Annotated in this window: 25 protein-coding genes and 1 tRNA gene; 12 read left to right on the plus strand and 14 right to left on the minus strand. The window is 72.1% G+C overall.

The genetic code is table 11. From position 1 onward, the window contains the following. Positions 1 to 54: 54 nt before the first annotated feature. Positions 55 to 582 carry a carboxymuconolactone decarboxylase family protein gene (locus GVN67_RS13105; RefSeq protein ID WP_159996586.1) on the plus strand — a complete coding sequence of 176 codons (528 nt, stop codon included), beginning with the start codon at positions 55 to 57 and terminating at the stop codon, positions 580 to 582. Between the two features lie 455 nt (positions 583 to 1,037). Here GVN67_RS13105 and GVN67_RS13110 read toward each other — a convergent pair whose 3' ends face one another. Then, positions 1,038 to 1,916 carry an N-formylglutamate amidohydrolase gene (locus GVN67_RS13110; RefSeq protein WP_159996588.1) on the minus strand — a complete coding sequence of 293 codons (879 nt, stop codon included), beginning with the start codon at positions 1,914 to 1,916 and terminating at the stop codon, positions 1,038 to 1,040. Between the two features lie 145 nt (positions 1,917 to 2,061). Here GVN67_RS13110 and GVN67_RS13115 point away from each other — a divergent pair. From GVN67_RS13115 to GVN67_RS13130, 4 genes are all read left to right on the plus strand, one after another. Further along, positions 2,062 to 2,136, plus strand: a tRNA-Val gene (locus GVN67_RS13115). A 278-nt stretch (positions 2,137 to 2,414) separates the two neighbouring features. Further along, positions 2,415 to 3,410, plus strand: a complete 996-nt coding sequence (dctP, locus tag GVN67_RS13120) for a TRAP transporter substrate-binding protein DctP (RefSeq protein ID WP_159996590.1) — start codon at positions 2,415 to 2,417, stop codon at positions 3,408 to 3,410. Beyond that, entirely contained in the window at positions 3,407 to 3,982 is a 576-nt protein-coding gene (locus GVN67_RS13125) for a TRAP transporter small permease (RefSeq protein ID WP_159996592.1), read from the plus strand. The genes dctP and GVN67_RS13125 overlap by 4 nt, the downstream gene beginning before the upstream one ends. A 15-nt stretch (positions 3,983 to 3,997) precedes the next feature. After that, on the plus strand, positions 3,998 to 5,278 hold the full coding sequence (locus tag GVN67_RS13130; protein ID WP_159996594.1) for a TRAP transporter large permease: 1,281 nt from the start codon (positions 3,998 to 4,000) through the stop codon (positions 5,276 to 5,278). 184 nt (positions 5,279 to 5,462) lie between these two features. Here the strand turns inward: GVN67_RS13130 and GVN67_RS13135 are convergent, their stop codons facing one another. The 4 genes from GVN67_RS13135 to GVN67_RS13150 all read right to left on the minus strand — a co-directional run bounded on the left by GVN67_RS13135 (position 5,463) and on the right by GVN67_RS13150 (position 7,908). Continuing rightward, positions 5,463 to 6,074, minus strand: a complete 612-nt coding sequence (locus tag GVN67_RS13135; protein WP_159996596.1) for a hypothetical protein — start codon at positions 6,072 to 6,074, stop codon at positions 5,463 to 5,465. A 168-nt stretch (positions 6,075 to 6,242) separates the two neighbouring features. Further along, positions 6,243 to 6,410, minus strand: coding sequence for a hypothetical protein (locus GVN67_RS13140; protein ID WP_159996598.1), 168 nt, complete (start codon positions 6,408 to 6,410; stop codon positions 6,243 to 6,245). Between the two features lie 153 nt (positions 6,411 to 6,563). Further along, positions 6,564 to 6,884: a glycosyl transferase family 39 gene (locus GVN67_RS13145; RefSeq protein WP_159996600.1), complete on the minus strand. Its 321-nt coding sequence runs from the start codon at positions 6,882 to 6,884 to the stop codon at positions 6,564 to 6,566. A gap of 127 nt (positions 6,885 to 7,011) precedes the next feature. Further along, a complete protein-coding gene (locus GVN67_RS13150) occupies positions 7,012 to 7,908 on the minus strand; it encodes an SDR family NAD(P)-dependent oxidoreductase (RefSeq protein ID WP_159996602.1) in 897 nt (298 codons plus the stop codon). 71 nt (positions 7,909 to 7,979) lie between these two features. Here GVN67_RS13150 and GVN67_RS13155 point away from each other — a divergent pair, with 71 nt between their 5' ends. Further along, positions 7,980 to 8,849 (plus strand): tetratricopeptide repeat protein, encoded by an 870-nt coding sequence (locus GVN67_RS13155; RefSeq protein WP_159996604.1) that lies wholly within the window; start codon positions 7,980 to 7,982, stop codon positions 8,847 to 8,849. A 274-nt stretch (positions 8,850 to 9,123) separates the two neighbouring features. Here the strand turns inward: GVN67_RS13155 and GVN67_RS13160 are convergent, their stop codons facing one another. After that, a complete protein-coding gene (locus GVN67_RS13160; RefSeq protein ID WP_235035278.1) occupies positions 9,124 to 9,972 on the minus strand; it encodes a DMT family transporter in 849 nt (282 codons plus the stop codon). Positions 9,973 to 10,075: 103 nt separating this feature from the next. Here GVN67_RS13160 and GVN67_RS13165 point away from each other — a divergent pair, with 103 nt between their 5' ends. The 4 genes from GVN67_RS13165 (at position 10,076) to GVN67_RS13180 (ending at position 14,083) form a co-directional block, all read left to right on the plus strand. Beyond that, positions 10,076 to 11,137, plus strand: coding sequence for a quinone-dependent dihydroorotate dehydrogenase (locus GVN67_RS13165; RefSeq protein ID WP_159996606.1), 1,062 nt, complete (start codon positions 10,076 to 10,078; stop codon positions 11,135 to 11,137). Next, positions 11,134 to 11,991 carry a TIGR01459 family HAD-type hydrolase gene (locus tag GVN67_RS13170; RefSeq protein WP_159996608.1) on the plus strand — a complete coding sequence of 286 codons (858 nt, stop codon included), beginning with the start codon at positions 11,134 to 11,136 and terminating at the stop codon, positions 11,989 to 11,991. The genes GVN67_RS13165 and GVN67_RS13170 overlap by 4 nt, the downstream gene beginning before the upstream one ends. 422 nt (positions 11,992 to 12,413) lie before the next feature. Next, entirely contained in the window at positions 12,414 to 13,649 is a 1,236-nt protein-coding gene (locus tag GVN67_RS13175) for a multidrug effflux MFS transporter (protein WP_159996610.1), read from the plus strand. 95 nt (positions 13,650 to 13,744) lie between these two features. Continuing rightward, on the plus strand, positions 13,745 to 14,083 hold the full coding sequence (locus GVN67_RS13180; RefSeq protein WP_159996612.1) for an Hpt domain-containing protein: 339 nt from the start codon (positions 13,745 to 13,747) through the stop codon (positions 14,081 to 14,083). 4 nt (positions 14,084 to 14,087) lie between these two features. Here GVN67_RS13180 and GVN67_RS13185 read toward each other — a convergent pair whose 3' ends face one another. After that, positions 14,088 to 16,697 carry a response regulator gene (locus GVN67_RS13185; RefSeq protein WP_159996614.1) on the minus strand — a complete coding sequence of 870 codons (2,610 nt, stop codon included), beginning with the start codon at positions 16,695 to 16,697 and terminating at the stop codon, positions 14,088 to 14,090. 230 nt (positions 16,698 to 16,927) lie between these two features. On the opposite strand from GVN67_RS13185, the gene GVN67_RS13190 reads away from it, so the two are divergent. Then, positions 16,928 to 19,336 (plus strand): EAL domain-containing protein, encoded by a 2,409-nt coding sequence (locus tag GVN67_RS13190; RefSeq protein ID WP_159996616.1) that lies wholly within the window; start codon positions 16,928 to 16,930, stop codon positions 19,334 to 19,336. A 27-nt stretch (positions 19,337 to 19,363) separates the two neighbouring features. On the opposite strand, the gene GVN67_RS13195 is transcribed toward GVN67_RS13190, so the two are convergent. The 4 genes from GVN67_RS13195 to GVN67_RS13210 all read right to left on the minus strand — a co-directional run bounded on the left by GVN67_RS13195 (position 19,364) and on the right by GVN67_RS13210 (position 21,792). Next, a complete protein-coding gene (locus GVN67_RS13195) occupies positions 19,364 to 20,113 on the minus strand; it encodes an SDR family NAD(P)-dependent oxidoreductase (RefSeq protein WP_159996618.1) in 750 nt (249 codons plus the stop codon). A gap of 66 nt (positions 20,114 to 20,179) precedes the next feature. Beyond that, the gene (locus GVN67_RS13200) at positions 20,180 to 20,911 is read right to left on the minus strand and encodes a M48 family metallopeptidase (protein WP_235035279.1); all 732 of its coding nucleotides are present in this window, start codon (positions 20,909 to 20,911) and stop codon (positions 20,180 to 20,182) included. Positions 20,912 to 20,975: 64 nt separating this feature from the next. Next, the gene (locus tag GVN67_RS13205; protein WP_159996622.1) at positions 20,976 to 21,320 is read right to left on the minus strand and encodes a cupin domain-containing protein; all 345 of its coding nucleotides are present in this window, start codon (positions 21,318 to 21,320) and stop codon (positions 20,976 to 20,978) included. 16 nt (positions 21,321 to 21,336) lie between these two features. Further along, the gene (locus tag GVN67_RS13210; RefSeq protein WP_159996624.1) at positions 21,337 to 21,792 is read right to left on the minus strand and encodes a YcgN family cysteine cluster protein; all 456 of its coding nucleotides are present in this window, start codon (positions 21,790 to 21,792) and stop codon (positions 21,337 to 21,339) included. 115 nt (positions 21,793 to 21,907) lie between these two features. Between GVN67_RS13210 and GVN67_RS13215 the strand changes: the two genes are divergently transcribed. After that, a complete protein-coding gene (locus tag GVN67_RS13215) occupies positions 21,908 to 22,378 on the plus strand; it encodes an MmcB family DNA repair protein (RefSeq protein ID WP_159996626.1) in 471 nt (156 codons plus the stop codon). 4 nt (positions 22,379 to 22,382) lie between these two features. Here GVN67_RS13215 and GVN67_RS13220 read toward each other — a convergent pair whose 3' ends face one another. The 3 genes from GVN67_RS13220 to GVN67_RS13230 are packed head-to-tail and all read right to left on the minus strand — an operon-like array spanning position 22,383 to position 23,585. Then, positions 22,383 to 22,739 (minus strand): DUF952 domain-containing protein, encoded by a 357-nt coding sequence (locus GVN67_RS13220; protein WP_159996628.1) that lies wholly within the window; start codon positions 22,737 to 22,739, stop codon positions 22,383 to 22,385. An 11-nt stretch (positions 22,740 to 22,750) separates the two neighbouring features. Continuing rightward, entirely contained in the window at positions 22,751 to 23,200 is a 450-nt protein-coding gene (locus tag GVN67_RS13225) for a cell wall hydrolase (protein ID WP_159996630.1), read from the minus strand. Between the two features lie 10 nt (positions 23,201 to 23,210). Next, positions 23,211 to 23,585 (minus strand): hypothetical protein, encoded by a 375-nt coding sequence (locus tag GVN67_RS13230; RefSeq protein WP_159996632.1) that lies wholly within the window; start codon positions 23,583 to 23,585, stop codon positions 23,211 to 23,213. Between the last annotated feature and the right edge of the window lie 10 nt (positions 23,586 to 23,595).

The raw sequence follows: 23,595 nt of genomic DNA on the forward strand, positions 1-23,595 counted from the left end.
CCCCAAGCTCCCTCCCCCGCCTCCGCCTATCGCCAGACCGAAGGAAATCTTCGCATGTCGCTCGAAGCCCTGCGCGCCAGCCTGCCGGACTATGCCCGCGACCTGAAGCTCAACCTGGGCAGCCTGGCCACCGAGCCCGTGCTGAATGTCCAGCAGCTGGCCGGCACCTTCGTCGCCAGCGCCATCGCCAGCCGCAACGCCGTGGTCACCAAGGCGCTGGTCGAGGAATTCGGCCCGAAGCTGTCGGCCGAGGCGCTGGTCGCCGCCAAGGCGGCCGCCGCCATCATGGGCATGAACAATGTCTACTACCGCTTCACCCACCTGGTGGGCGGCGACTATCCGGGCCTGCCCGCCAAGCTGCGGATGAACGTCATGGCCAAGCCGGGCGTCGAGAAGGTGGATTTCGAGCTCTGGTCGCTCGCCGTCTCCGCCATCAATGGCTGCGGCATGTGCATGGAGAGCCATGAGAAGGTGGTCCGCCATGGCGGCCTGTCCAGCGAGCAGGTCCAGGCCGCGGTGCGCATCGCCGCCGTCGTCCATGCCGTCGCCGCGGTGGTCGAGGCCGAGGCCGCGATCGCCTGATTGGCCAAATCCAGGTTGCGATTCGGGCAGGCGGAAGAATTTCCTTCTCCCGCCACCCCCACAGCGAAGCCGGGCCATGCCCGGCTTTTGCCGTTTTTTAGGGCATTTTTATCCAAATCGGGGCCTGGACCGTTTGCCATGCGTTCATCGCATGGCCTTACGCTCCAATTGCAGGCAGTTTTTGTGCTGCACCGCGAAAAATCGCTTGCACACGAATGACTGCTTGGGTACCTTCCAACTCGCAGCAGCACAGTACGCTGTGTTGTTGTCTTTCTTGGACGTTTCCTCCCTAAACTCGGCGGTGCTTCGGCACCGCCTTTTTTTTCGCTTTTTTTCGGGTGGTTAAGCGCGCAGGACCCGGCGGGTTGCAGCCGCGCAGGCGCGAATCCCGCCCGGCGCCGGCCTCGACATCGCGGCGCTGCCAGGGGTCAGGGACCAGGGGCCGGGGTCGCGGCTCAGGCGCGCAGGATCGACCAGTCCATCTCGGCCAGGGCCGCGGTCATGCTGGTCAGGTCCTGCTGCAGCCGCGCCATCGCCGGCAGCCGCTCGATCGCCGCCTCGTCCATGTAGAGGCTGCGCGCCATCTCGATCTGCAGCACATGCACCGCCTCGCGCGGGCGGCCGTAATGGCGGGTGACATAGCCCCCGGCATAGGGGTCGTTGCGCCGCACCCGGTAGCCCATGCCCCAGAGCTGCTCCTCCACCCGCCGCACCGCGCGCGTGGCGCAGGCGGTGCCATGCGCGTCGCCCAGCACCATGTCCGGTGCATTGGCCGGCTGGCCGGGATGGGCGGGCATCGAATGGCAGTCGATCACCAGGCAGCAGCCGAAGGCGGCCCGCGTCTCGGCGATCAGCTCGGCGAGTGCGGCGTGATAGGGCTGCCAGCAGCGCTGCACCCGGGCCTCGGCCTCGGCGAAGGCCAGGCGGCGGCGATAGACCGGCTGGCCGCTGGCGACGACGCGGGCGATGGTGCCCAGCCCGGCGCCGACCCGCGGGCTGGCGCTGTTCACCCAGGCCGGCAGCGGCCCGTCGAACATATTGGGGTCGAGCTCCCAGGGTTCCCGATTCGCGTCGCAATAGACCCGCGGGAAGGTGGCGGCCAGCAGCGGCAGGCCGAGCTCGGGGGCGGCGGCGAACAGTTCCTCGACGAAGCTGTCCTCCGAGCGGCGCACCGCGAGCGCGTCCAGCCGCGATTCCGCCAGGAACTCGGCCGGGTAGTCGCGGCCGGAATGCGGCGAGGCGAAGACCAGCGGCGCGCGCTGCCGGGACGGCCGCAACAGCGTGAAGGGGCCGGGCGCCGATTGCCCGGCATGGAGCGCCAACGGAAGATCCATGATCGCTGGGCATCAAGCCACAGCGCAACGCCGCTGTCACGATCGCCCGCGCCGCCGGAGGCCGCGCGGCAAGAATTTGCGATTGTTTCGCGGGTGGCTCTTGCCTGCCCCCGGCGGTCGCGCTAGTTAGCCCGCCCACCGGTGAGGGCGCGTAGCTCAGCGGGAGAGCGTCCCCCTGACACGGGGAAGGTCACAGGTTCAATCCCTGTCGCGCCCACCATTTCCTCCCGATCCCTGGCTTATCCGATGCTGCGTCCGAAGAACCCAGGGTTCTTGCGGGCGCTTTCGCGCGTCCGGCCGCCGGCGAGACCGGTCTGGCGCCGCAAGCACCGCCCGGCAGCCGCGAAGCGCCCGGAGATTGCGCCGGCGACCGGTCCGCCGAAAGAAACATGCGGTATGGGCAGGTCAGCCTTGCCGAAGATAAGCCCGCGGCAGCTTGACCCCTGGCGGATTGGGTCGCACACCAGCGGCCATCCAAGGAAGTCCCAGGGGAACGCCATGCATCGCCGCCACCTGCTGCTGGCCACCGCCGCCGGCCTCGCAGCCCCTGCCCTCGCCTCGGCGCAGGCCGCCACGGTGACGATGCGGCTGTCGCACCAATATCCGCCCAGCCACCAGCATGCCGGCATCCTGGCCGCCTTCGCCGAGCGGGTGAAGGCGAAGAGCCAGGGCGCCATCGACGTGCAGGTCTTCCCGGCCGAGCAGCTGGCCCGCGCCGGCGAGAATTTCCCGGCGGTCGCCCGCGGCGCCTTCGAGGCGGCGGCGGCGGTGAACTTCCAGTGGGGCAACACCCTGCCGGAGATGAACGTCCTGACCCTGCCCTATCTCTTCACCGGGCTGGAGCGGATCAAGAAGTTCCCCGGCTCGCCGGCGGCGCAGCACCTGGAAGGGCTGCTGCAGAAGCGCGCGGTGCGCAACCTGATGTGGCTCTACACCACCCGCCGCGCCATCTTCACCAGCGGCCGCAAGCCGCTCATCGCGACCGACGACTTCAAGGGGCTGAAGATCCGCGGCCTCAACGCGCTGACCGACCATGCGCTGACCGCGGTGGGCGCCGCCCCCTCCTCGATGCCCGGGCCGGAAGTGCCGCAGGCGCTGCAATCGGGCGTGCTGGATGCCGGGCTGACCGACATTTCCGCCGCCGTCTCCCGCCGCTTCTACGAGTTCCAGAAGTTCGGCACGGTGACCAGCTGGTTCTGCGTCTTCACCCATGTCTATGTGAACCCGCGCTGGTTCGACCGCCTGTCCGACGCGCATCGCGCCATCATCATGGCCGAGGCGGCCCAGGCCGAGCGCGACCAGATCCCGGTCACCGAGGAGGTCGCCGCCCGCGCCCTGGACGAGCTCCGCGCCCGCGGCATGACGGTGCATGAGCAGACGCCCGCGGAAGAAGCCGCCTGGAGCGCCGCCATGCAGAAGCCGGTGATCGACGCCTTCCTGCGCCTGGCCCCCGACAACGGCGCCCGCGCCATCGAGCTGCTGCGCGCGCTGTGAGCGACCCGCGCCCGCAGACGCATCCGCTGGCGCGGCAGCTCTCCGCCGTCGCCTCGGTCACCGCCCAGGCGGCCGGGGCGGTGGGCGGGCTGGCGACGCTGCTCTGCCTGGTGCTCGTCGCCTATTCGGTGGGCGCGCGGTATCTCGCCGGCCTGCCGCAGCCCTGGATCGACAAGGCCGCCGGCTGGCTGGTGGTGGGGCTGGTGCTGCTCGCCGCCCCCGAGGCGCAGCGCCGCTTCGAGCATATCGGCGTCGACGTCATCACCGAGCGGCTGACCGGCCGCGCCGCCCGCGTCATGCGGCTGGTCGGCACCCTGTCGGTGGCGCTCGTCGCCGGCATCCTGCTGTCGGCGGGGCTGGAGGCGGTGGCGTTCAGCCGCATGATCGGCATCATGACCGAGATCGAGGGCGTCCCCGTCTGGTGGATCCAGGCGATGCTGCCGCTGGGCTCGGCGCTGCTGCTGGTGGTGGCGCTGGCGCAATCGGCCATCCTGCTGCTCGGCCAGGACCCCGACTACATGCCCGACGGCGCGGACGAGCTGCCGCGCGACACCCTCGCCCGCGGCGAATAAGGCGGCACGACCCCCATGACCTTCCTGCTGCTGCTCGTCGCGCTCTTCGTGCTGCTCTATCTCGGGCTGCCGATGTTCGCGGCGCTGTTCCTGCTGCCGCTGGCCGTGCTGCTCTATGTCGAGGGCGGGCTGCCGGCGCTGGGCGAGCTCGTCATCGGCCAGCTCGACGGCTACCTGCTGGTGGCCATCCCGCTGTTCATGCTGATGGCGCATGTCATGGTGCGCGGCCGGGTGGTCGACGACCTCTATGCCGCCGCCTTCTCGATGCTGCGCGGCGTGCGCGGCGGCGTGGGCATCGCGACCGTCGCGGCCTGCACCATCTTCGCCGCCATCTCCGGCTCCTCGGTCGCCACCGCGCTGACGGTGGGCAAGATCGCCATCCCGCAGATGCTGCGCTACGGCATGTCGCGCAAGGGCGCCTTCGGCGTCGTCGCCGGCGGCGGCACGCTGGGCATCCTGATCCCGCCCTCGGCGCCGATGGTGCTCTACGCCTATGTCACCGAGACCAGCGTCGGCGCGCTGTTCCTGGCAGGCCTGATCCCCGGGCTGATGATGGCGGCGATCTTCGCGCTCTACTGCTTCATCACCGAGGGCCGCGCCGTGGCGCCGGCCGACGACCCGCCGCCGGACGACATCACGACCTCGCTGAAGCGCGCCGGCTGGAGCCTGAGCCTGCCGATCTTCGTGCTCGGCGGCATCTATCTCGGCATCTTCACCGCGACCGAGGCGGCCGGCACCGGCACGCTCTACGCCCTGCTGATCGCGGCGCTGATCTACAAGACGATGACCTGGCGCGACCTGATCGACGGCGTGCAGGAAGCCACCCGCACCAGCGCCATGCTGCTGATGATCATCGCGGCGGCCGCCATCTACGGCTACATGCTGACCAAGCTGCGCGTGCCGCAGGAGCTGACGACGCTGGTGCTGGACTGGGGCCTGTCGCGCACCGGCTTCCTGGTCGCCATGATGGTGCTGCTGTTCCTGCTGGGGCTGGTGCTGGAAAGCTTCTCGATCATCCTGCTGACCATGCCGGCGATCCTGCCGGTGCTGGACCAGCTGGGCATCGACAAGGTCTGGTACGGTATCCTGCTGACCATCAGCCTGGAGATGGCGCTGATCTCGCCGCCGGTCGCGATGAACCTGGTGGTGATCAAGGCCATCACCGGCGCGCCGCTGGCCGAGGTCAACCAGTCCATCATCCCCTACATGCTGATGCTGGCCTTCGGCACCGCGCTGATCATCATCTTTCCGGACATCGCGCTGTGGCTGCCGCGGGTGGCAGGGTACGGCGGCTGAGGCTCAGGCGAGCCTGAAGGCAAGCCGTCGAGAGGGCGCTGCCCTCTCGAGCTCTCCCGCCGGGGGGATAGTATCCCCCCGGACCCCGCCGTCAGTTTGGCGTGGTGCATCGCCCCACGGCAGCGCTCCCCGGGGCAGGTGGAATTGTCATGGGACGCCGAGGCGTCTGACCAGCCATCGCGCTTCACAGGCAAGGATTCATGACGGGCGGGCGCGGCACCGCCAATTGGCGCGTCACCATCGCCCGATAGTCCTGCGGCGATCGCAACACGCCGCCCGCCATCTGATCCGGGGCCATGATAGCCTTGCAGCGTGCCTCACGCTGCTCTGCCGGCAAGACGCCCACTGCGGCCGGCACGGCCATCAGACCGGCAGCCGCCGCCTCCACCTCGGCCAGGAGCGTCGCCACCAGGCTGTTTGCGACGATAAAATCGTTCAGGGCGCCGATAGCCCAGCTCAGCGCCGCCTGCGCAGGGTCGGCCGCCGGAACCCCGCAGAAGTCCAGCACCGACTTCACGGCCAGCGAATGCCGCCAAAGGCACAGCATGCCAGGGCCGTTGCTGTCGACACCGACACTGCCGGCACGGCCGTAGCGGAGCTCGACGCCAGCGCGACGCAGCACGACGCTGTCCTTGCCATCCACCTGCTCGCGGCGGACCTCGGTGCCCGGCTGGGCGGCCAGAGCCTCGAAATCCGGCGTGCTTGGCCGCATGATCGACAGTCCCGGCATCGGTGTCGCAGACGGCACACCCTGCGGCTGCGCCAGGACCGGCGGGGCGCCCAAGGTCGCGGCCAAGCCGATCCCAAGAACCATGCGCCAACCAGGGCGCGGCCGCCCGGTCATGGCGTGGCGCCTTCGCGCAAGATCTGGCCCGGCGCCGCCATCAACACATCGATCATCGCCTCGTCGTGGCACGGCGTCGCGCAGAGCCGCAAGCGTTCCGCCCCGCGCCACATCGTCGGATCATTGATCGGCGCCAGATCCAGGGGAAAAATTCTCGAGCCGCGCCAGGTCGCGGTAGCCGCCCTCGGCGCGCCGCCTGCCGGAATGGGCGGCGCAATGGTCGAGCAGGCTCTGGCGCGTGTTGATCGCCGATCGATGGTCCAGCGCCCCGCCATCGGCCAAACGCATCAGGGCCGGAGCAGCGTGGCTGCTCCGGCCCTGTCGCATTCGATCCCGGTATCCCCGGCCCGGCAGGCGGGGGGAGGCAGCCCGGCGGAGGGGGTCAGTCAGGGGCTCCGCGCGGGCCCCGGGCCCAGGGGCACAGGATCGTCATACCGAAGTTCAGCTGCGCACCCGGCCCGTGCCGAAGCCGCCCGGGGCGCCGGCCGAATTGCCCACCGCCTGCGGCAGGCCGGCGGCATGGGCGCGGCTGGTGGCCACGGCCGCGGTCAGCGGGTTGCCCTGCGGCGCGGCGGAATTGCCCACCACCAGCGGCGCGCCCTGCTCGGCCGAGCGGGTCACCGGCATGGAATAGGCGAAGGGGCTGCCGGTGGCCGAGGCGTTGTTGGTGTTCTCCAGCAGGTCACGCGCCTGGGACAGGCTGGGGGCCAGCGCCAGGCCGGCGGCAAGCATCAAGGCGGGGATGGCGGCGATGCGGGTCATGATGGTCGTCCTTTGAAGGCGGTGGTGCAGGCCTTGCCTGCGGTTGCCCCAAAGATGACCTTCATACCGATCGATTGGAAACGCGATTTTCCGATTTCCGGTATCGGCTTGAATGATGAGTTGTGCGCTATCTTTCTGCAACTTCCGCTGCGGCGCCTTGGGCGGCCTCCTCGGTAGCCAGGATGGCCGCCAGACCCTCGCGGTAGCTCGGATACCGCCAGGCCAACCCCAGCGCCGCCTGGGTCACGCGGCTGGCGACCCGCCGGTTTTCCGCCCAGAAGCTGGCGCCCATCGGTGACATGGCCGCCAGCGCGGTCTCGAAAGGCACCAGCGGCGGCAGCGGCGCGCCCAGCAGCCGCGCCGCCTCGGCCACCACCGCGGCATTGGCGGCGGGCTCGTTGTCGGCCAGGTGCAGCACACGGGCCCCCGCCGCCGGGCGGGCGGCGGCGGCCAGCACCGCCGCGGCGATGTCCTCGACATGGATGCGGGCGAAGTGGTGGCCGGGCTTGTCCACCCGCCGCGCCCGCCCGGCCCGCACCTCGTCCAGCGCGCTGCGCCCGGGGCCGTAGATGCCCGCCGTGCGGAACAGGTCCAGCGCCAGGCCGCGCCGCGCCGCCAGGGCGCGCCATTCCGCCTCGGCCGCCAGCCGCCGGCGCGAGCGCTCCTGCCCCGGGGCGGGCGGCGTCGCCTCGTCCACCCAGCCGCCGCCGCGGTCGCCATAGACGCCGGTGGTCGAGAGATAGCCGACCCAGCGCAGCGCTGGCGCCGCCGCGACCGCCGCCGCATGGGCGGCCAGCACCGGGTCGTGCCCCAGCGCCTCCGGCCCGGCGGTGACCAGCAGGTGGGTCGCCTGGCGGATCGCCGGGCCGGCGGCGTCGAAGGCCAACAGTTCGACCCCCGGCATCGCGGCCGCGGCGACCGGCGCGCGCATCGTGCCGGCGACCGTCCAGCCGGCCGCCACCGCCGCCCGCGCCACCGCCCGGCCGGCGAAGCCCAGCCCCAGAATTACCAGGCGATCGGCCATCCGCATCAACATCCACGACTGTGATGGACACCATGTGGCGCTGAACCGCGCCGCCGGCTAGAGTGGCGAGCATGCGAGCCCCCTTCCGCAACGCGCTGCTGGGCGTGTTCGCCGCCGCCATGCTGACCGCGCTTGCCGGCGGCGCCCTCCTGCTGCATTCGCCGGCCATGCCGGAAGCGGCCGAAGCGGGCCCGGCCGGCGGCGCGCAGCCGCCCGGCAACGCCGCGCTGCCGCTGCCGCCCGAACCCCCCCGCCTGTCCGACAGCCCGGAATACGAGGCCTGCCTGGGCCTGCTGCGCGGCGACCCCGAGGGCGCGCTGGCGCGGGCCAGCGAGTGGGAAGAAAAAGGCGGCGGCGACCCCGCCCGCCATTGCCTGGCGCTCGGCCTGCTGGCGCTGGGCGAGCCCGAGCGCGCCGCGCCCCGGCTGGAGCGGCTGGCCAGTACTTCCGCCACCGGCGCCCCGGCCCGCGCCGCGATCTATGCCCAGGCCGCCCAGGCCTGGATGATGGCCGGCGACACCGCCCGCGCCTATGGCGCCACCACCCTGGCGCTGAGCCTGATGCCCGACGACACCGCGCTGCTGGTCGACCGCGCCATCTCGGCCGGGGCCATGGGCCGCTACGCCGAGGCGCTGCAAGACCTGGACCACGCCATCTCGACGGATGCCAGCCGCACCGAGGCCTGGGTGTTCCGCGCCGCCGCGCTGCGCCACCTGGACCGCGCCGACGACGCCATGCGCGACATCCAGCAGGCCCTGACCCTGGACCCGCGCCACCCGGAAGCCCTGCTGGAACGCGGCATCCTGCGGCAGCTGAAGGGCGACACCCGCGGGGCGAAGGACGATTGGGAACGCACCATCGCCCTGGCCCCCGACAGCGCCGCCGCGGATCTTGCGATGCAGAACCTGGCGTTGAACGAGGCAGGGCCGCGCAGGCGCTGAAGAACAGGCCAGGGGTAGGCCAGGGTAGGCCAGGGGAATGAATTCCCCTGGACCCCTTCTTCTTTCTGTTCTGTTGGCCGTTGAGGCCCCAGCCGCTTCACCACCGGCGACACCCGTGTATCCCGGCGGGACGCCATTTTTAGAAATTCAGTGAACGGTCACAGGTCGCGCTGTGGCCGGGCCGTTTCACGTCCTGTCGCCACGTGGACACGGCAGTCTGAAAGAAAAAAGATGGGGTCCAGGGGAATTCATTCCCCTGGCCTGCCCCTGGCCTTCAGCTTGCTTTCTGAATTCTCTGGCTCATCAGGCACGCCACCACCACGATCGCCCCGCCGGCCAGCGTCGTGACCTCCGGCAATGTCGACCACAGCAGGAAGTCGGCCAGCATCGCCCAGACGAGCGCCGAGAATTCCAGCGGCGCCAGCTGCGCCACGCTGGCGCGGCGGAAGGCCACCGCCAGGCAGATCGTCGCCGCCCCGGCGAAGACGCCGTTGGCCGAGAGCGCCACCCAGTCCAGGGCCGTCGGCGCCACCCATCCGGTCACCGCGAAGGGGGCGAGCGCCAGGCCGCCGGGCAGGGCCGACCACAGGATCAGCTTGGCCAGCCCGGCCTCGTCGCGCAGCCGGCGGTTGATGGTCAGCCCGACGGCGTAGCTGACCGTGCCCAGCAAGGCGTAGGCATAGGCCAGCAAGCTGCCGCCGGCCTGCAGCCCGGGCGCCATGGCCACCAGCACGCCGCCGAAGCCGACGCCGCTCCACAGCCAGACGCGGGCCGGCATGGCCTCGCGCAGCACCAGGGCGGCCAGGCCCAGCGTCATGAAGGGCGCGGTGAAATAGACCAGGTAGCCCTCGGCCAGCGGGATCTCGCGCAGCGCCTGGAAGAAGCCGATGGCCGAGCCCAGCATCGCCGCCGCCCGCAGCAGGTGCAGCCAGGGGTGGCGGGTGGACAATTCGCCGCCCAGCCCGGGGCGCAGCGCGCGGCCGGCAAACAGCAGCGCCAGCATCACCAGGTGGCGGATCAGCACCACCTGGGCCACCGTGTAGGCGCCCGCCAGCAGCTTGCTGTTGGCGTCCAGCGTGGCGAAAAGGCCCAGCGCCGCCAGCATCAGCACCGAACCCCGCACCGCCATTTCCCCCGCCCTTGCGGCCGGCTTCTCGGCTGGCGGCGCGGCCACGTCAATTCCCACCCTTTCCTTGCGCGGCGGGCCAGGGCACAAGCGGCGGGCCATGACCCCTGCCCTCGCCTCCGCCCTGATGCCGCTGATGCGCGGCATGGACCCCGAACGCGCCCATCGCCTGGCGCTGAAGGCGCTGGCCTTCGGCCTGGCCGGCGCCGTTTCCTCCACCGACGACCCGGTGCTGGCGACCAGCGCGCTGGGCCTCGACTTCCGCAATCCGCTCGGGCTGGCTGCCGGCTTCGACAAGGATGCGGTGGCCGTGGGCCCGCTGATGCGCCTGGGCTTCGGCCTGGTCGAGCCCGGCACCAGCACGCCGCGGCCGCAAGCGGGCAACCCGCAGCCGCGGCTGTTCCGCCTGCCCGAGGACGCGGCGGTGATCAACCGCATGGGCATGAACAACGAGGGCGTGCAGGCCTTCGCCAGCCGGCTGGCGGCGCTGAAGCGGCCCTTCCCGGCGGTGCTGGGCGCCAATATCGGCATCAACAAGGAAGGCGCCGAGCCGGAGCGCGACTATCCCGCGCTCTATGCCGCCGTGGCCCCCTTCGCCGATTATGTGACGATCAACGTCTCCTCCCCCAACACGCCGGGGCTGCGCGACCTGCAGGGCGAGGCGAAGCTCGCCGCCATCCTGGCCGCCGTCGCCGTGACCCGCGGCGCCGCCCCGCGCCAGCCGCCGGTGCTGGTCAAGATCGCCCCGGACCTGGCCGACGACGCGGTGCCCGCGCTGGTCGAGACCTGCGTGCAGAATGGCGTGGCCGGCCTGATCGTCAGCAACACCACCATCGCCCGCCCGGCCAGCCTGAAGAGCACCCACAAGGCCGAGACCGGCGGCCTGTCCGGCCAGCCGCTCTTCGCGCCGTCGACCGCGCTGCTGAAGCGGGTCTATGGCCTGTCGGCCGGCCGGCTGACGCTGATCGGCTGCGGCGGCATCAGCAACGGCGCCCAGGCCTATGCCAAGATCCGCGCCGGCGCGTCGCTGGTGCAGATCTACGCCGCCTTCGCCTATGCCGGCCCGGTCCTGGTGCCGCGCATCAAGCAGGAGCTCGCCGCGCTGCTGAAGCGCGACGGCTTCGCCCATGTCCACGACGCCGTAGGAGCCGACGCCCGATGAACATCCTGGAAAGCGTGGCCCCGCTCGCCGACAGCCATGACGGCTTCGTCCTCGACATCTGGGGCGTGCTGCATGACGGCGCCGCGCCCTATCCCGGCGTGCCCGAGGCGCTGCGCGAGTTGCGCGCCCGCGGCAAGCGCATCGTGCTGCTGTCCAACGCCCCGCGTCGCTCCTGGTTCGTCGCCAAGAGCCTGACCGCCATGGGCATCGAATCCAGCCTCTACGACGGCATCGTCACCAGCGGCGAGGTGGCCTGGACCCTGCTGCGCGACCGCAAGCACCCCTGGTTCTCGCGCCTGGGCAACCGCGCCTTCCACATCGGCCCCGAGCGCGACCTGTCGGTGATCGAGGAGCTGCCGATCACCCTGGCGAAATCCCCCGCCGAGGCCGATTTCCTGCTCAACACCGGCCCCGAGCCCGAGCGCGGTCCGCAAAGCGTCGAGCCCTATCGCGACCTGCTGGCGCAATGCGCCGCGGCCAAGCTGCCCATGCTCTGCACCAACCCGGACCGCGCGGTGATGGTCTCCGGCCAGCGCCTGATCTGCGCCGGGGCCCTGGCCGATGTCTATCTGGAGCAGGGCGGCGACGTGCTGGAGATCGGCAAGCCCGACGCCATGGTCTACGAGACCGTGCTGTCCACCCTGGCGCTGCCGGCGTCGAAGATCGTGGCCATCGGCGACACGCCGCACACCGACCTGCTGGGCGCCGCCAATGCCGGCATCGACGCCGTCTGGGCCCTGACCGGCCTGGCCGGCAACCACTTCGGGCCGAACCCCTCGCCCGAGGCGCTGGCCGCCGAAGCGGAGCGTGAGGGCGTGAAGCCTTTGGCGGCGCTGCGCAGCCTGAAGTGGTGAAGAGAAGCCAGGAATAGAGAAGACAAAGGTAGGCCAGGGGAATGAATTCCCCTGGACCCCTTCTTTTTTCTGTCAGGCTGCCGCTGCCTTGCGGCCAAGCGGGACGCGGCACTGCGGCGGTGCGCTGCTTTACCCGCACACGCCATATGAATATTCAGAGTCCCGCCTTCATGCCCTGGTGACGCCGCCGTTCAGGTGCTGGTCATTGAATGGCCGGTGATCAGAAAAAAGATGGGGGTTTGGGGGAATTCATTCCCCCAGTCTGCTCCGTCCTAGCTTAACTCCTCTCCTAACTTGCCCTTCCGAAGCCCTTCTCTTCTCCAAGACCCTCGACCGGTCGAACCCCTGCCTTGCGGTTCTCGCATGGCAATCGGCACCCCCCTCCCTGGGCCTGTGGCGCCCCCGCCCATAAGCTCCGCGGCATGAGCCCGCGCGACCTTGCCCAGGACCTGCCGCCCGAGCTGGCGCCACCCCTTGTCCCTCGACGTGTTCCGGCCACCTGGCTGCTGACCCTGCTGATGGGGCTCGGCCCTTTCAGCATGCAGATCCTGATCCCGTCGCTGCCGCTGCTGGCCGGCTATTTCACCGTGCCTTACGCCAGCGCGCAGATGACGCTGACCGTCTACCTGGTCGGCATCGCGCTGGGGCAGCTGATCTATGGGCCGCTGTCGGACCGCTTCGGGCGGCGGCCGGTGCTGCTGCTGGGGCTCGGCGTCTATGCGCTGGGGTCGATCGCCGCCTTCCTGGCGCCCAGCATCGGGCTGCTGGCGGTGGCGCGGGCGGCGCAGGCGGCGGGGGGCTGCGCCGGCATGGTGCTGACGCGCGCCATCGTGCGCGACGTGTTCCCGCGCGACCAGGCCGCCAGCAAGATCGGCTTCGTCATGATGGGCATGACGGTCGCCCCCATGCTGGCGCCGCTGCTGGGGGCGGAGCTGACGGCGCTGTTCGGCTGGCGCTCGACCATGCTGGCCTGCACCCTGTTCGGCCTGTCGCTGTTCGTGCTGTCGCTGCGCCTGCCGGAGACGCTGGCGGTGCCGCAGCCGCTGCCCGGCCTGACCGGCATGGCCCAGGCCTATCTGCAGCTGGCGCGGATCCGCAGCTTCCGCTGCTATGCCGCCATCACCACCTGCACCACCGGCGTCTTCTTCGCCTTCATGGCCGGCGCGCCCAAGGTGCTGATGGACGGGCTGGGCCACACGCCGCGCAGCTATGCCCTGGCCTTCATGGCGATTTCCTTCGCCTTCGGCGCGGGGTCGTTCCTGGCCGGGCGGTATTCGGCGCGGCTCGGGCTGGCACGGATGCTGAAGATCGGGCTGGTGGTCAGCACCGTGGGCGCGCTGCTGGGCGTCGCCGGCCAGGCGCTGCTGCCGCTGTCGCTGCTGGTCTTCTACCTGCCGATGACCGTGGTGGCGCTGGGCAATGGCGTGTCGCAGCCGAACGCGGTCACCGCCGCGGTCAGCGTCAAGCCGCAGCTGGCCGGCACCGCCTCCGGGCTGGTGGGGGCGCTGCAGATGGGCTTCGGCGCGCTGATGACGCTGGTCACCGGCGCGCTGGAGACCGGCAGCGGCGTGCCGACCGCCGCCACCATGGCCGGCTGCGCCATCGGCGCGCAGATCGCGCTGCGCCAGGTCGGGCGGGCGCAGCAGCAGCGCGGCTGAAGGCATTCCTGACAGCCGAAAGTTTTCGGGCAAATCCGCCCCGCTTTTTCGCGCGCTGCGTTGACCGGCAGGCGCGGGTTTGCAACCTTCGCGACGTGACCGCCCTGGACCCCGACATCACCCGGCAGCTGGCCGAGGACCTCCCCGCCGAGGTCTTCGCCACCGTGCTGCGCACCTTCGAGACCGACCTGGCCCGGCTGGCCGCGCAGATGCGCGGCGCGGCCGAGGCCGGCGACCTCGAGGGCTATCACCGCGGCGCGCATGGCCTGGCCGGCGCCGCCGGGGCGATCGGCGCCCGCCGGCTGGAAAGCCTGGCGCGGCAGGCGATGAAGCCTGCGGGCGGGCCGGATCCCGCCATCCTGCTGCCGCAGCTGGCCGAGGCCGCCACCGCCGCCCTGGCCGAGCTGGCCGAGCTGGTCGCCCGCCAGGGCTGAGCCCTCAGGCGAACAGCCGCTGCAGCGCATCGCGCTGGATCGGCTTCGACAGGTAGTCGTTCATGCCGGCGTCGCGGCATTGCGCCTCGTATTCGGCGCCGACCGCGGCGGTCAGGCCGATGATGCGGGCGGCGCGGTTCGGTCCCGGCTGGGCGCGGATCGCCCGCGTCGCCTCCAGCCCGTCCATCACCGGCATCTGCAGGTCCATCAGGATCAGGTCGTAGGCGGCCTCGGCGGCGCGGGCCAGGGCCTCGGCGCCGTTCTCGGCGATGGTCACCCGGCAGCCCTGGCGCTGCAGCAGCGCGCGCATCACCGCCTGGTTGGTCGCATTGTCCTCGACCAGCAGCACCGCCTGGCCGGCGGCATCGGCGGCGGCCGGCGCCGCGACGGGCACGGCGACGGGCACGGCGACGGGCGGGGGCGTCAGCAGCGCCTGGCGCAACGCCTCGCGCAGGCGGCCGGGCAGGCAGGGCTTCAGCAGCACCGCCTGCACCGGCCCGGTCTCCGGCGCCACGCCGTCCAGGGTCTGCGCCGTGGGCGCGGTGCAGAGCAGCAGCGCCGGCACGTTGGGGCCGAGCTCGGCGCGCAGCCGGCGGGCCAGGGCCAGGCCCTCGCGGCCGGTCTCGCCGTCGCCCAGCACCACCAGGGTGAAGGGGCGGCCCTCGGCCAGGCCCGCCTGCAGCAGCGGCAGGGCGGCGACCGGCTCGGCCGGATGCGCCCGGGCGCCGATGCCGGCCAGCTGCCGCTGCAGCACCTCGCGCTCCACCGCATGCGGCAGCGCCAGCAGCACGTGTTGGCCCTGCAGCGCCGGGTCGGGCGGCAGCGGCGGCGCCACCAGCCCGAGCTCCAGGTGGAAGCGGAACTGGCTGCCGCCGCCGGGCCGCGGCGCCGCGCTGATGCCGCCGCCCATCTGCCCGGTCAGCCGGCGGCAGATGGCCAGCCCCAGCCCGGTGCCGCCATAGCGCCGGCTGATCGAGGCGTCGGCCTGGGTGAAGCGCTCGAACAGCTGCGGGATGCGCGCCGGGTCCAGGCCGATGCCGGTGTCGGAGACGGTGCAGATCAGCCGCCAGGGCGCCGGCCCGCCGGCCGGGGGGGGGGGCAGCGGCAGCGCCTCCACCTCCAGCCGGACCCAGCCGGCCTCGGTGAACTTCACCGCGTTGCCGATCAGGTTGAACAGGATCTGGCGGAAGCGCGCCGGGTCGCCCAGCATCTCGGCCGGCAGGTCGGGGGCCAGGTCGCAGAACAGCTGCACCCCCTTGGCGGCGGCGCGCGGCGCGAAGAGCTCGGCGATGGTCGCGATCTCCGCCTCGGGGGCGAAGGCGATGCGCTCATGCTCCATCACCCCCGCCTCCAGCTTGGAGAAGTCGAGGATGTCGTTCAGCAGCACCAGCAGGTGCTCGGCGCTGCCGCGGATGGTCTCGGCATAGCGCCGCTGCATCGGGTCGAGCGGCGTGTCGATCAGCAGCCCGGCCATGCCGATCACCCCGTTCATCGGCGTGCGGATCTCATGGCTCATGGCGGCCAGGAATTCTTCCTTGGCGCGGCCGCCGGCGCGGGCGTCGGCCTCGCTGGCGGTCAGCTCGGCGCCCTGGCGCTGCAGCGTCGCCGCCTGCCGGGCCAGCAGCCAGAAGCCGCCCAGGATGATGCCGACCATCGCCGCCATGGCGGCATAGATCAGCGGGCGGATGCTGCGGACGAAGGACATCGCCTCCTCGCGGTCGCGCATCGCCTCGACCACGAACAGGCCCGGCCGCGCCAGGGTAAAGGCGGCGAAGCCCTCGACGCCGTCCTGGTCCAGCCCGTCCCACAGCCCGCTCTCGCGGCGGGGCAGGAAGTTGCGGAACGGCCAGGCGCTGGCGTTCAGCACGCCGATGCCCTGGCTCCGCCCGTCGGAGCGCGCCAGCAGCAGCCCGTTGAAGCTGTGCAGCCGCAGCGTCACGGCGAAGGCGCTGGCGGCGCGGCTGAGCTGGCCGCCCAGCACGCCCGGGTCCAGCAGCGCCACCACGGCGCCGCGGAAGGCGCCGTTGGGGGCCAGCACCGGCCGCGCCAGCGGGATCGACCAGTGCCCGGTGGCGGCGATGGTGGCCGGCGTGCCGCCGCCGGTGGGGCCGAGGAAGCGGCCCACCTCCGGCGGGCCGCTGCGCAGCGCCTGGCCGCCGATGCGCAGCAGGCGGAACCAGTCGCGCGCGCCCAGGCTGTGCTCCAGCATCGCCTCCTGGCTGGCCTGGGTGACGCGGCCCTGGGCGTCGGTCAGCAGGATGCCGCGCAGCACCGGCAGCTCGGCGGCGATGGCGGCGAGCTGGCGCGCGGCCTCGGCCGGATCAGCGGCCTGGCCCTGGGCAATTTCGAGAAGCGCGCGGTCGATCCGCTCGAGCTGCTGGGAAAGCTGGTCGGCGACCAGGGTGACCACGCCCTCGGCCAGGCGGGTGCCGCGATAGCTGCCCTCGGCCTCGACGCGGGACTGCACCAGCGCCTGGAACCCGGCCAGGCACAGCAGCACCGTCACCGCGGCGAGGCTGAACAGCCGCCAGGGCCGCGGCTCGGACGGGCGCAGCGGACGCAGGCCCAGGAAGCGGCGCCAGCGGTTGACCAGGCTCTCGACGCGCAGGATCATCAATTATCATCATGGCAGGCAGGCTGGAGCTTGGCGAGGAATGACCGGCGGCCAGCATGGCATAAAAGCCGCAGCGTTCCTGCGACCGCGGCAGCGTAAACAATGCGGCAATGAATGCTAGGGCTTGAGAAAGGTGCGGGGCAGCATTCTCCAGCCTGCCTGCATGAACGCCCCGCCTCGACCCCGGCCGGACTCTCGTCCGGGGTCGGCGGGCAGGAGAGCCAGTCGCGGTGCTGAGGATCTACAACTGTCTGGCCGAGGGACATGACAGCAGCCTGCTGCTGCTGGCCGCCCTCGTCTGCCTGACCGGATCGGCCGTCGCCATCGGCCTGCTGCGCCGCGCGCTGCAGGCGACGACGCGCAGCCGCGACGGGTGGCTGCTGCTGGGCGGCATGGCCGCCGGCGCCGCTGCCTGGTGCACCCATTTCATCGGCATGATGGCCTATGTGCCGGGGCAGAGCCTGGGCTTCCGGCCGCTGCCGACGCTGTTCTCGCTGCTGATCGCGGTGGCCTGCGGCGTCGGCGGCTTCGCGCTGGCCTCGCGCCGGCCGGGCAGCGGGCCATTGACCCGGCGCGGCGACGACATCCGTCCAGGCTGGGCCGCGCAGCTGCTGCCGGGCGGCGCCCTGCTCGGCAGCGGCATCGCCGCGATGCATTACCTGGGCCTGACCGCCTTCGGCGAGGACGGGCTGGTGCTGTTCGCCTGGCCCTATGTCGCGGCCTCGGCGGCGCTCAGCATCGTCCTGGCGGTGCTGGCCATGGCCGGCGGGCTGCGGCCGCGCCGCGCCGGGCCGGCCTGGATCTTCGGGTCGCTGGCGCTGTGCCTGGGCATCCTCAGCCTGCACGTGACCGGCATGGCGGCGATCGAGGTGCTGCCGGTGCCGCTGATGAGCGACGACCAGGACGCCGCCGCCCTGGCGCTGGTGATCGGCGCCGTCGGGCTGATGGTCGCGGCCTCGGCGGCGGCCGCCCATATGATCGACCGCCGCACCGAGGAGGACGGGGTGCTGCGCCTGCGCCGCCTGGCCGATTCGGCGCTGGAGGGGCTGGCCGTGGTGCGCGACGGCTGCATCCTGGAGGCCAATGCCAGCTTCCAGGCGATGACCGGCCTGCCGCGCGAATCGCTGATCGGCCTGCCGCTGCCCGGCGCCCTGCTGCCGCAGCTCGGCCCGCACGGGCAGGAGGGCGGCGAGGCCGCCGGCCCGGTGCTGCGGGAGACGCTGCTGCACCGCCCGGATGGCCGGCTGCTGGATGTCGAGGTGCTGGTGCGCGACGACGTGCCCCAGCCGGGCAAGCAGGTCTTCGTGCTGCGCGACCTGCGCGAGCGCCGCGCCCAGGAGCAGCGCATCATCCACCTGGCGCTGCATGACAGCCTGACGGGCCTGGCCAACCGCGCCCGCTTCGTCCAGCAGTTGGACGCCGCGCTGCGCCGCGCCGCCACCGCCGCCGCCAAGCTGCCCGGCCTGGCGCTGCTGCGCATCGGGCTGAACGACTTCAAGGCGGTCAACGACCTCTATGGCCATGCCGCCGGCGACGCGGTGCTGCGCGGCTATGCCCAGCGCCTGGCCGCCCTGCTGCCGCCGGAGGCCGTGCCGGCGCGGCTCGGCGGCGACGAATTCGCCGTCCTGCTGCCCTTCACGCTGGAGGCCGAGGTCGCCGCCCTGCTGGTCCGGCTGGAAGCCCTGGCGGAGCAGCCGGAACAGATCGGCGGCGCCACCATCGGCGTCACCGCGGCGATCGGCGTCGCCCTCTACCCGGCGGATGCCGCCAATGCCGAGGCGCTGCTGGCCAATGCCGATGTCGCCCTGCAGCGCGCCAAGATCCTGCCCGGCCGCCCGGCCTGCTTCTACCAGGCCGGCATGGATGCCCGGGTGCGGGAGCGCCGGCGCCTGTCCGAGGATCTGCGCGGGGCGCTGGCCGCCGGCGAGCTGATGCTGTTCTTCCAGCCACAGGTGATGGTCGCCACCGGCCATTGCTTCGGCCATGAGGTGCTGATGCGCTGGCAGCACCCGGCCCAGGGCTTCGTCCCCCCCGACCGCTTCATCCCGCTGGCCGAGGAAAGCGGGCTGATCCTTCAGCTTGGCGAATGGGCGCTGCGCGAGGCCTGCCGCGCCGCCATGGCCGAGCCGCGGCTGGGGCGGGTCGCGGTCAACATCTCCCCCACCCAGTTCCGCCACCCGGACCTGCCGGCCATGGTCGCCAGCGCCCTGGCGGAAAGCGGCCTGGCGCCCAGCCGGCTGGAGATCGAGATCACCGAGAGCACGCTGATGGGCGACAGCCGCCGCGCGCTGGACATCCTGCGGCAGATCACCGCGCTGGGCGTCGGCATCGCCATGGATGATTTCGGCACCGGCTATTCCTCGCTGGGAACGCTGCGCGCCTTCCCCTTCGACAAGATCAAGCTGGACCGCAGCTTCATCCGCGAGATCGGCGAGAGCGCCCAGGCCCTGGCCATCCTGCGCGCCGTGCTGGACATGGGCCAGGGGCTGGGCGTGCCGGTGCTGGCCGAGGGCGTCGAGACCGAGGAGCAGCTGCAGCGCCTGCGCGACGAAGGCTGCGCCGAGGCCCAGGGCTTCTTCTTCGGCCGCCCGGCGCCGCTGGCCGCCCTGGTGCTGCCGGGACAGGAACGGGTGGCCTGAAACGGCCCCCCGCCCCGATCGCGGTCCTTACTGGCCGCGGTTGACGCGCAGCGGCCCGAAGCTCTGGCTGACCGGCATCACCTGCAGCGTGTTGACGTTCACCCGCGCCGGCCGGCTGGAGACCCAGTGGACCGCGTCGGCGATGTCGTCGGGCGTCAGCGCATCGGCGCCCTGGTAGATGGCGGCCGCCTTGGCGTCATCGCCGAAGCGGACGTTCGAGAATTCGGTGCCGCCGACCAGGCCGGGCTCGATGTCGGTGACCCGCACCGCGGTGCCGAAGAGGTCGGCGCGCAGGTTCAGGCTGAACTGGCGGACGAAGGCCTTGGTGGCGCCATAGACATTGCCGCCGGGATAGGGGAACTCGCCCGCGGTCGAGCCGATATTGACCACATGGCCGCGGTTGCGCGCCACCATCCCGGGCAGCACCGCATGGGTCATCGCCACCAGCCCCTTGGTGTTGGTGTCGATCATCGTCTCCCAGTCGGAGAGCGTGGCGCGCTGCGCCGGCTCCAGCCCCAGCGCCAGGCCGGCATTGTTGACCAGCACGTCGATCTCGGACCACGCGGCCGGCAGCCCGGCGATGGCCGCGGCGATGGCGGCCGAATCGCGGATGTCGAGGGCGAGGGTATGCACCCGGTCCTCGCCGAGCTCGGCGGCCAGCGCCTGCAGCCGCTCGGCGCGGCGGCCGAGGGCGATGATGCGGGCGCCGTCCTGGGCGAAGCGGCGGGCGATGGCGGCGCCGAAGCCGGCCGTGGCGCCGGTGACGAGAATCAGCATGGCGGGGGCTCTCCTGCCGGGGGTTTCCCCCGGTATGGCAGCGCTTTCCCAAGGCGGGAAGCCGCCTCAGCCGATGCGGAGCAGGCCGGGCCCGTGCTCGCGCAGCCATTGCTGCGCCGCCTCGTGATGCGGCGACAGCCGCTGCAGCGCCGCCCAGAACCGCGCCGAGTGGTTGAGCTCGCGCAGATGCGCCACCTCATGCGCGACGACGTAGTCGAGCACCCAGTCCGGCGCCATCACCAGCCGCCAGGAGAAGGCCAGGGTGCCGTCGGGGGCGCAGCTGGCCCAGCGGGTGCGGGTGTCCTTCAGCCGCACCGGGCCGGGCACGACGCCCAGGCTCTCGGCATGCTGGCGCAGCTTCGGGCGGATGCGGCGGTCGGCCTCGTCCAGCAGCAGGTCGCGCAGCTGCTGGGCCACGGTATCGGCCGCGCCGCCGACCAGGATGCGGGCGCCCTCGATCCGCGCCGGGCCGTCCTGGCCAGGATCGTGCAGCACGCGATGCGGCAGGTCGCCGACCGGCAGCACGGCGCCGGCCGCCAGCGGCAGCCCCGGGCCGAGCGCGGCCAGCCGCCCCGCCACCCAGCCGGCATGGCGGCGCAGCAGCGCCAGGCCGGCGCGGCGGGTGCCCTCGGGCGGCAGGGTGATGACCACGGCGCCGCTGCCGGCATCGAGGCGCAGCGCCACCAGCCGGGCGCGGGCCGAGCGCCGCCAGACCAGCGGGCAGGCCAGCGCCACGGCGCCCGGATGGGCGCGCAGCTGGACGGTCTCGGGCGGCGGCGGCTCGGCCAGATCGGTCACGCCGCCCTCCCCCCGCCGGCGCTCGCTGCCTCGCCCCATCGAGGGCGAGGCGACCGAAAGAAAATCAGCCGGGAAAAGCCTTCAGCTCGATCTCGACGAAGCTGAAGGGCTTGGTGCCGGAATTGACCACATTGTGCTCGGCGCCCGGCGGCCGCTCGTAGGAGACGCCGGCGGTGATGCTGGCGGTGGCGGTCTTGCCGCCGGGCAGCTCCAGCAGCATCTCGCCATCGGTCACCGGCACCACGACATAGGCCCAGCCATGGCGGTGCCAGCCGGTCTCGGCGCCCGGCGGAAAATCCCAGCGGACGACGCGCATGGCGTCGTTGTCGACCTGCGTGGTGGCGACCGCGGGCGGGCGGCAGCGCAGCGGCTCGGAACCTTCCTTGCCGCCCTGGAAAACATCCTGCATCAGACTCTACTTCCCCTCAGCCCTTCGGCCATTCGCCGGGCCAGTCGACCACGTGATCCTCGAGGTCGCGCGCCGCGCGCTCGGAAATGGCGCGGCCGCGGACCGAGGCGCCGGAACTGTGCACCGTCGCGGGGTCGCCGGAAACCAGGGGATGCCAGTCCGGCAGGTCTTTTCCCTCCGCCACCAGCCGATAGGCGCAGGAGGGCGGCAGCCAGTCGATCTTGGCCAGGCGCTTCGGCGTCAGCTTGACGCAGTCGGGCACGTGGTCGCGGCGATTGGCATAGTCGCGGCACTGGCAGCTGGTGGTGTCGAGCAGCCGGCAGGCGACCTCGGTCCAGGCCAGCGCCTCGGTCTCCTCGTCGCGCAGCTTGTGCAGGCAGCAGCGGCCGCAGCCGTCGCACAGGCTCTCCCATTCCGACCGGGTCATGGTCAGGAGGGTCTTGGTCTTCCAGAATGGCAATTCAGCGCCCATGCGGGTTTCTAGGCGATGTCGGGCCCGGACTGAAATGCCGGAAGCGCATGGGAGGCGGAATGCCAGCCCGCCACGCTTGACGCGGATGGGAACGGAGGGCGAACATGGCCGTGCCATGCTGGATCTCTCCCCCCCTGAGCGCACCCTGAAGGTCTGCCGCGCCGCCGCCCGCCTCTGCGGCCGGCTGGGCTGGGCGCCGGTGCTGGAGGTGCCGCTGCCGACCGGCCGCCGCCTCGACATCCTCGCGCTGCTGCCCGATGGCGATTTCGCCGCCATCGAGGTGAAGAGCTGCGCCCGCGACTTCCAGACCGACGCGAAATGGACCGAGTATCGCGACTGGTGCGACCGGCTGTTCTTCGCGGTCGACCTGGATTTCCCGCAATCGCTGCTGCCGGACGACGTGGGCCTGATCGTCGCCGATGACGGCGAGGCGGCGATCCTGCGCCACCCCGCCGAGCATCGCCTGACGGCCGCCCGCCGGAAGTCGCTGCTGCTGCGCTATGCCCGGCTGTCGGCCGGGCGGCTGCAGGGGCTGCTGGATCCGACGGGCGCGGCCGAGCTGCGCGCCTCGCTCCGGGTCGAATAAGGCCTCAGGGGATTTCCGGCGGGAAATGGTGGGCGCCATCCGGCTGCAGCGGCAGCGGCATGGCCCAGGCCACCGCGTCCAGCGGCAGCGGCCCGTAGAGATGCGGGAACAGGCCGGGGCGCGAGCCGCCGGCCGCCGGTTCCCAGCGCAGCGTCACGCCGAGCTTTTCCGCCGTCGCCGCCACCAGCCACAGGTCGGGCTGGCCGGCGCGGTGCTTGGCGGCGCTGGCGCGCAGCTGCTCCGCCGTGGAGAAATGCAGGAAGCCGTCGCGGGCATCCTCGGCGCTGCCGAGGTAGAGGCCCCTGGCGCGGGCCTCCTGCCAGTCGGCGTCGCGGACCATGGTGTAGATGATGGGCTGCATGGCCCGCAGGCTTAGCCGGCTTCGACGCGGTAGAACAGCATCGCGCCGATCTCCGCCTGGGGCGGGCGGCCGATGGCCCAGGGCGGCAGCTCGTCGGCGCCATGCGCATGGGTGGCCCCCCCGGTCGGGTCCTGCAGCGTGCCGGAGGCCGCGCGCGCCGCGATGCGGCGGCAGATCGCCAGGCCCGGATCGCCGGAGGGCACCGCCAGCATCACCGCATGGCGGATGTGGTTGCGGTTCCAGCAGCTGAACTGGAAGGGCGCGCGACAGATGGCCGACAGCCCGCGGCCCCAATGCGCGGTGCCGGCCTCGGCCAGGCGGACGCGGTTCATGATGGTGGCGGCCAGCGCCTCGATGGCGCGGACCGGGCGGGTGCCGGCCTCGGCCCAGAGGGTCAGCGCCAGCACCTCCTGCGGCGGCAGGGCATGGGCGGCGGCCGGGATCATGGCATGGCTGGACATTTCTGTTCTCTCAGCTCCGGTCTTCGGAATGCCAGCCGCGCATCGGCTGGGCGGCCTGCAGGGCCTGGGCGGCGGTCGCGGCGCGGGCCACGGCGTCGAGCTTCTCCTCGATCCGCAGCAGCTGGCGGCTGAGGCGCTGGTCGACATCGCGGATCAGCGACAGCGGCACATAGGTGCGGGCGACCTCCAGCTTGAAGGCGGCCAGCTCGTCGCGGGTGCGCGACAGGGCACCGGCATCGGGCGGCGGCGCGGCCTCCTCGGGGCGGTCATGCAGGTGGCGGCGCAGCCCGTGCATCATCCAGAACAGCAGGGCCAGCATCGGCGTCTGCGCGACGGCCGCGAGCGTGGTTGCCAGATTCTGGGGCTCCAGGTCGAAAGGCGGCATGCGGACCTCC

Origin of the sequence: Roseomonas sp. 18066 (genome assembly GCF_902706185.1) — a bacterium.
Classification (GTDB): Bacteria; Pseudomonadota; Alphaproteobacteria; order Acetobacterales; family Acetobacteraceae; genus Pseudoroseomonas.

Coding starts and splice junctions, on each gene's coding strand:
- GVN67_RS13105 (WP_159996586.1), top strand. CDS start 55: ATGTCGCTCGAAGCCCTGCGCGCCAGCCTGCCGGACTATGCCCGCGAC.
- GVN67_RS13110 (WP_159996588.1), bottom strand. CDS start 1,916: ATGGATCTTCCGTTGGCGCTCCATGCCGGGCAATCGGCGCCCGGCCCC.
- dctP (WP_159996590.1), top strand. CDS start 2,415: ATGCATCGCCGCCACCTGCTGCTGGCCACCGCCGCCGGCCTCGCAGCC.
- GVN67_RS13130 (WP_159996594.1), top strand. CDS start 3,998: ATGACCTTCCTGCTGCTGCTCGTCGCGCTCTTCGTGCTGCTCTATCTC.
- GVN67_RS13140 (WP_159996598.1), bottom strand. CDS start 6,410: ATGCGTTTGGCCGATGGCGGGGCGCTGGACCATCGATCGGCGATCAAC.
- GVN67_RS13145 (WP_159996600.1), bottom strand. CDS start 6,884: ATGACCCGCATCGCCGCCATCCCCGCCTTGATGCTTGCCGCCGGCCTG.
- GVN67_RS13150 (WP_159996602.1), bottom strand. CDS start 7,908: ATGGCCGATCGCCTGGTAATTCTGGGGCTGGGCTTCGCCGGCCGGGCG.
- GVN67_RS13155 (WP_159996604.1), top strand. CDS start 7,980: ATGCGAGCCCCCTTCCGCAACGCGCTGCTGGGCGTGTTCGCCGCCGCC.
- GVN67_RS13165 (WP_159996606.1), top strand. CDS start 10,076: ATGACCCCTGCCCTCGCCTCCGCCCTGATGCCGCTGATGCGCGGCATG.
- GVN67_RS13170 (WP_159996608.1), top strand. CDS start 11,134: ATGAACATCCTGGAAAGCGTGGCCCCGCTCGCCGACAGCCATGACGGC.
- GVN67_RS13175 (WP_159996610.1), top strand. CDS start 12,414: ATGAGCCCGCGCGACCTTGCCCAGGACCTGCCGCCCGAGCTGGCGCCA.
- GVN67_RS13185 (WP_159996614.1), bottom strand. CDS start 16,697: ATGATCCTGCGCGTCGAGAGCCTGGTCAACCGCTGGCGCCGCTTCCTG.
- GVN67_RS13195 (WP_159996618.1), bottom strand. CDS start 20,113: ATGCTGATTCTCGTCACCGGCGCCACGGCCGGCTTCGGCGCCGCCATC.
- GVN67_RS13205 (WP_159996622.1), bottom strand. CDS start 21,320: ATGCAGGATGTTTTCCAGGGCGGCAAGGAAGGTTCCGAGCCGCTGCGC.
- GVN67_RS13210 (WP_159996624.1), bottom strand. CDS start 21,792: ATGGGCGCTGAATTGCCATTCTGGAAGACCAAGACCCTCCTGACCATG.
- GVN67_RS13215 (WP_159996626.1), top strand. CDS start 21,908: ATGCTGGATCTCTCCCCCCCTGAGCGCACCCTGAAGGTCTGCCGCGCC.
- GVN67_RS13220 (WP_159996628.1), bottom strand. CDS start 22,739: ATGCAGCCCATCATCTACACCATGGTCCGCGACGCCGACTGGCAGGAG.
- GVN67_RS13225 (WP_159996630.1), bottom strand. CDS start 23,200: ATGTCCAGCCATGCCATGATCCCGGCCGCCGCCCATGCCCTGCCGCCG.
- GVN67_RS13230 (WP_159996632.1), bottom strand. CDS start 23,585: ATGCCGCCTTTCGACCTGGAGCCCCAGAATCTGGCAACCACGCTCGCG.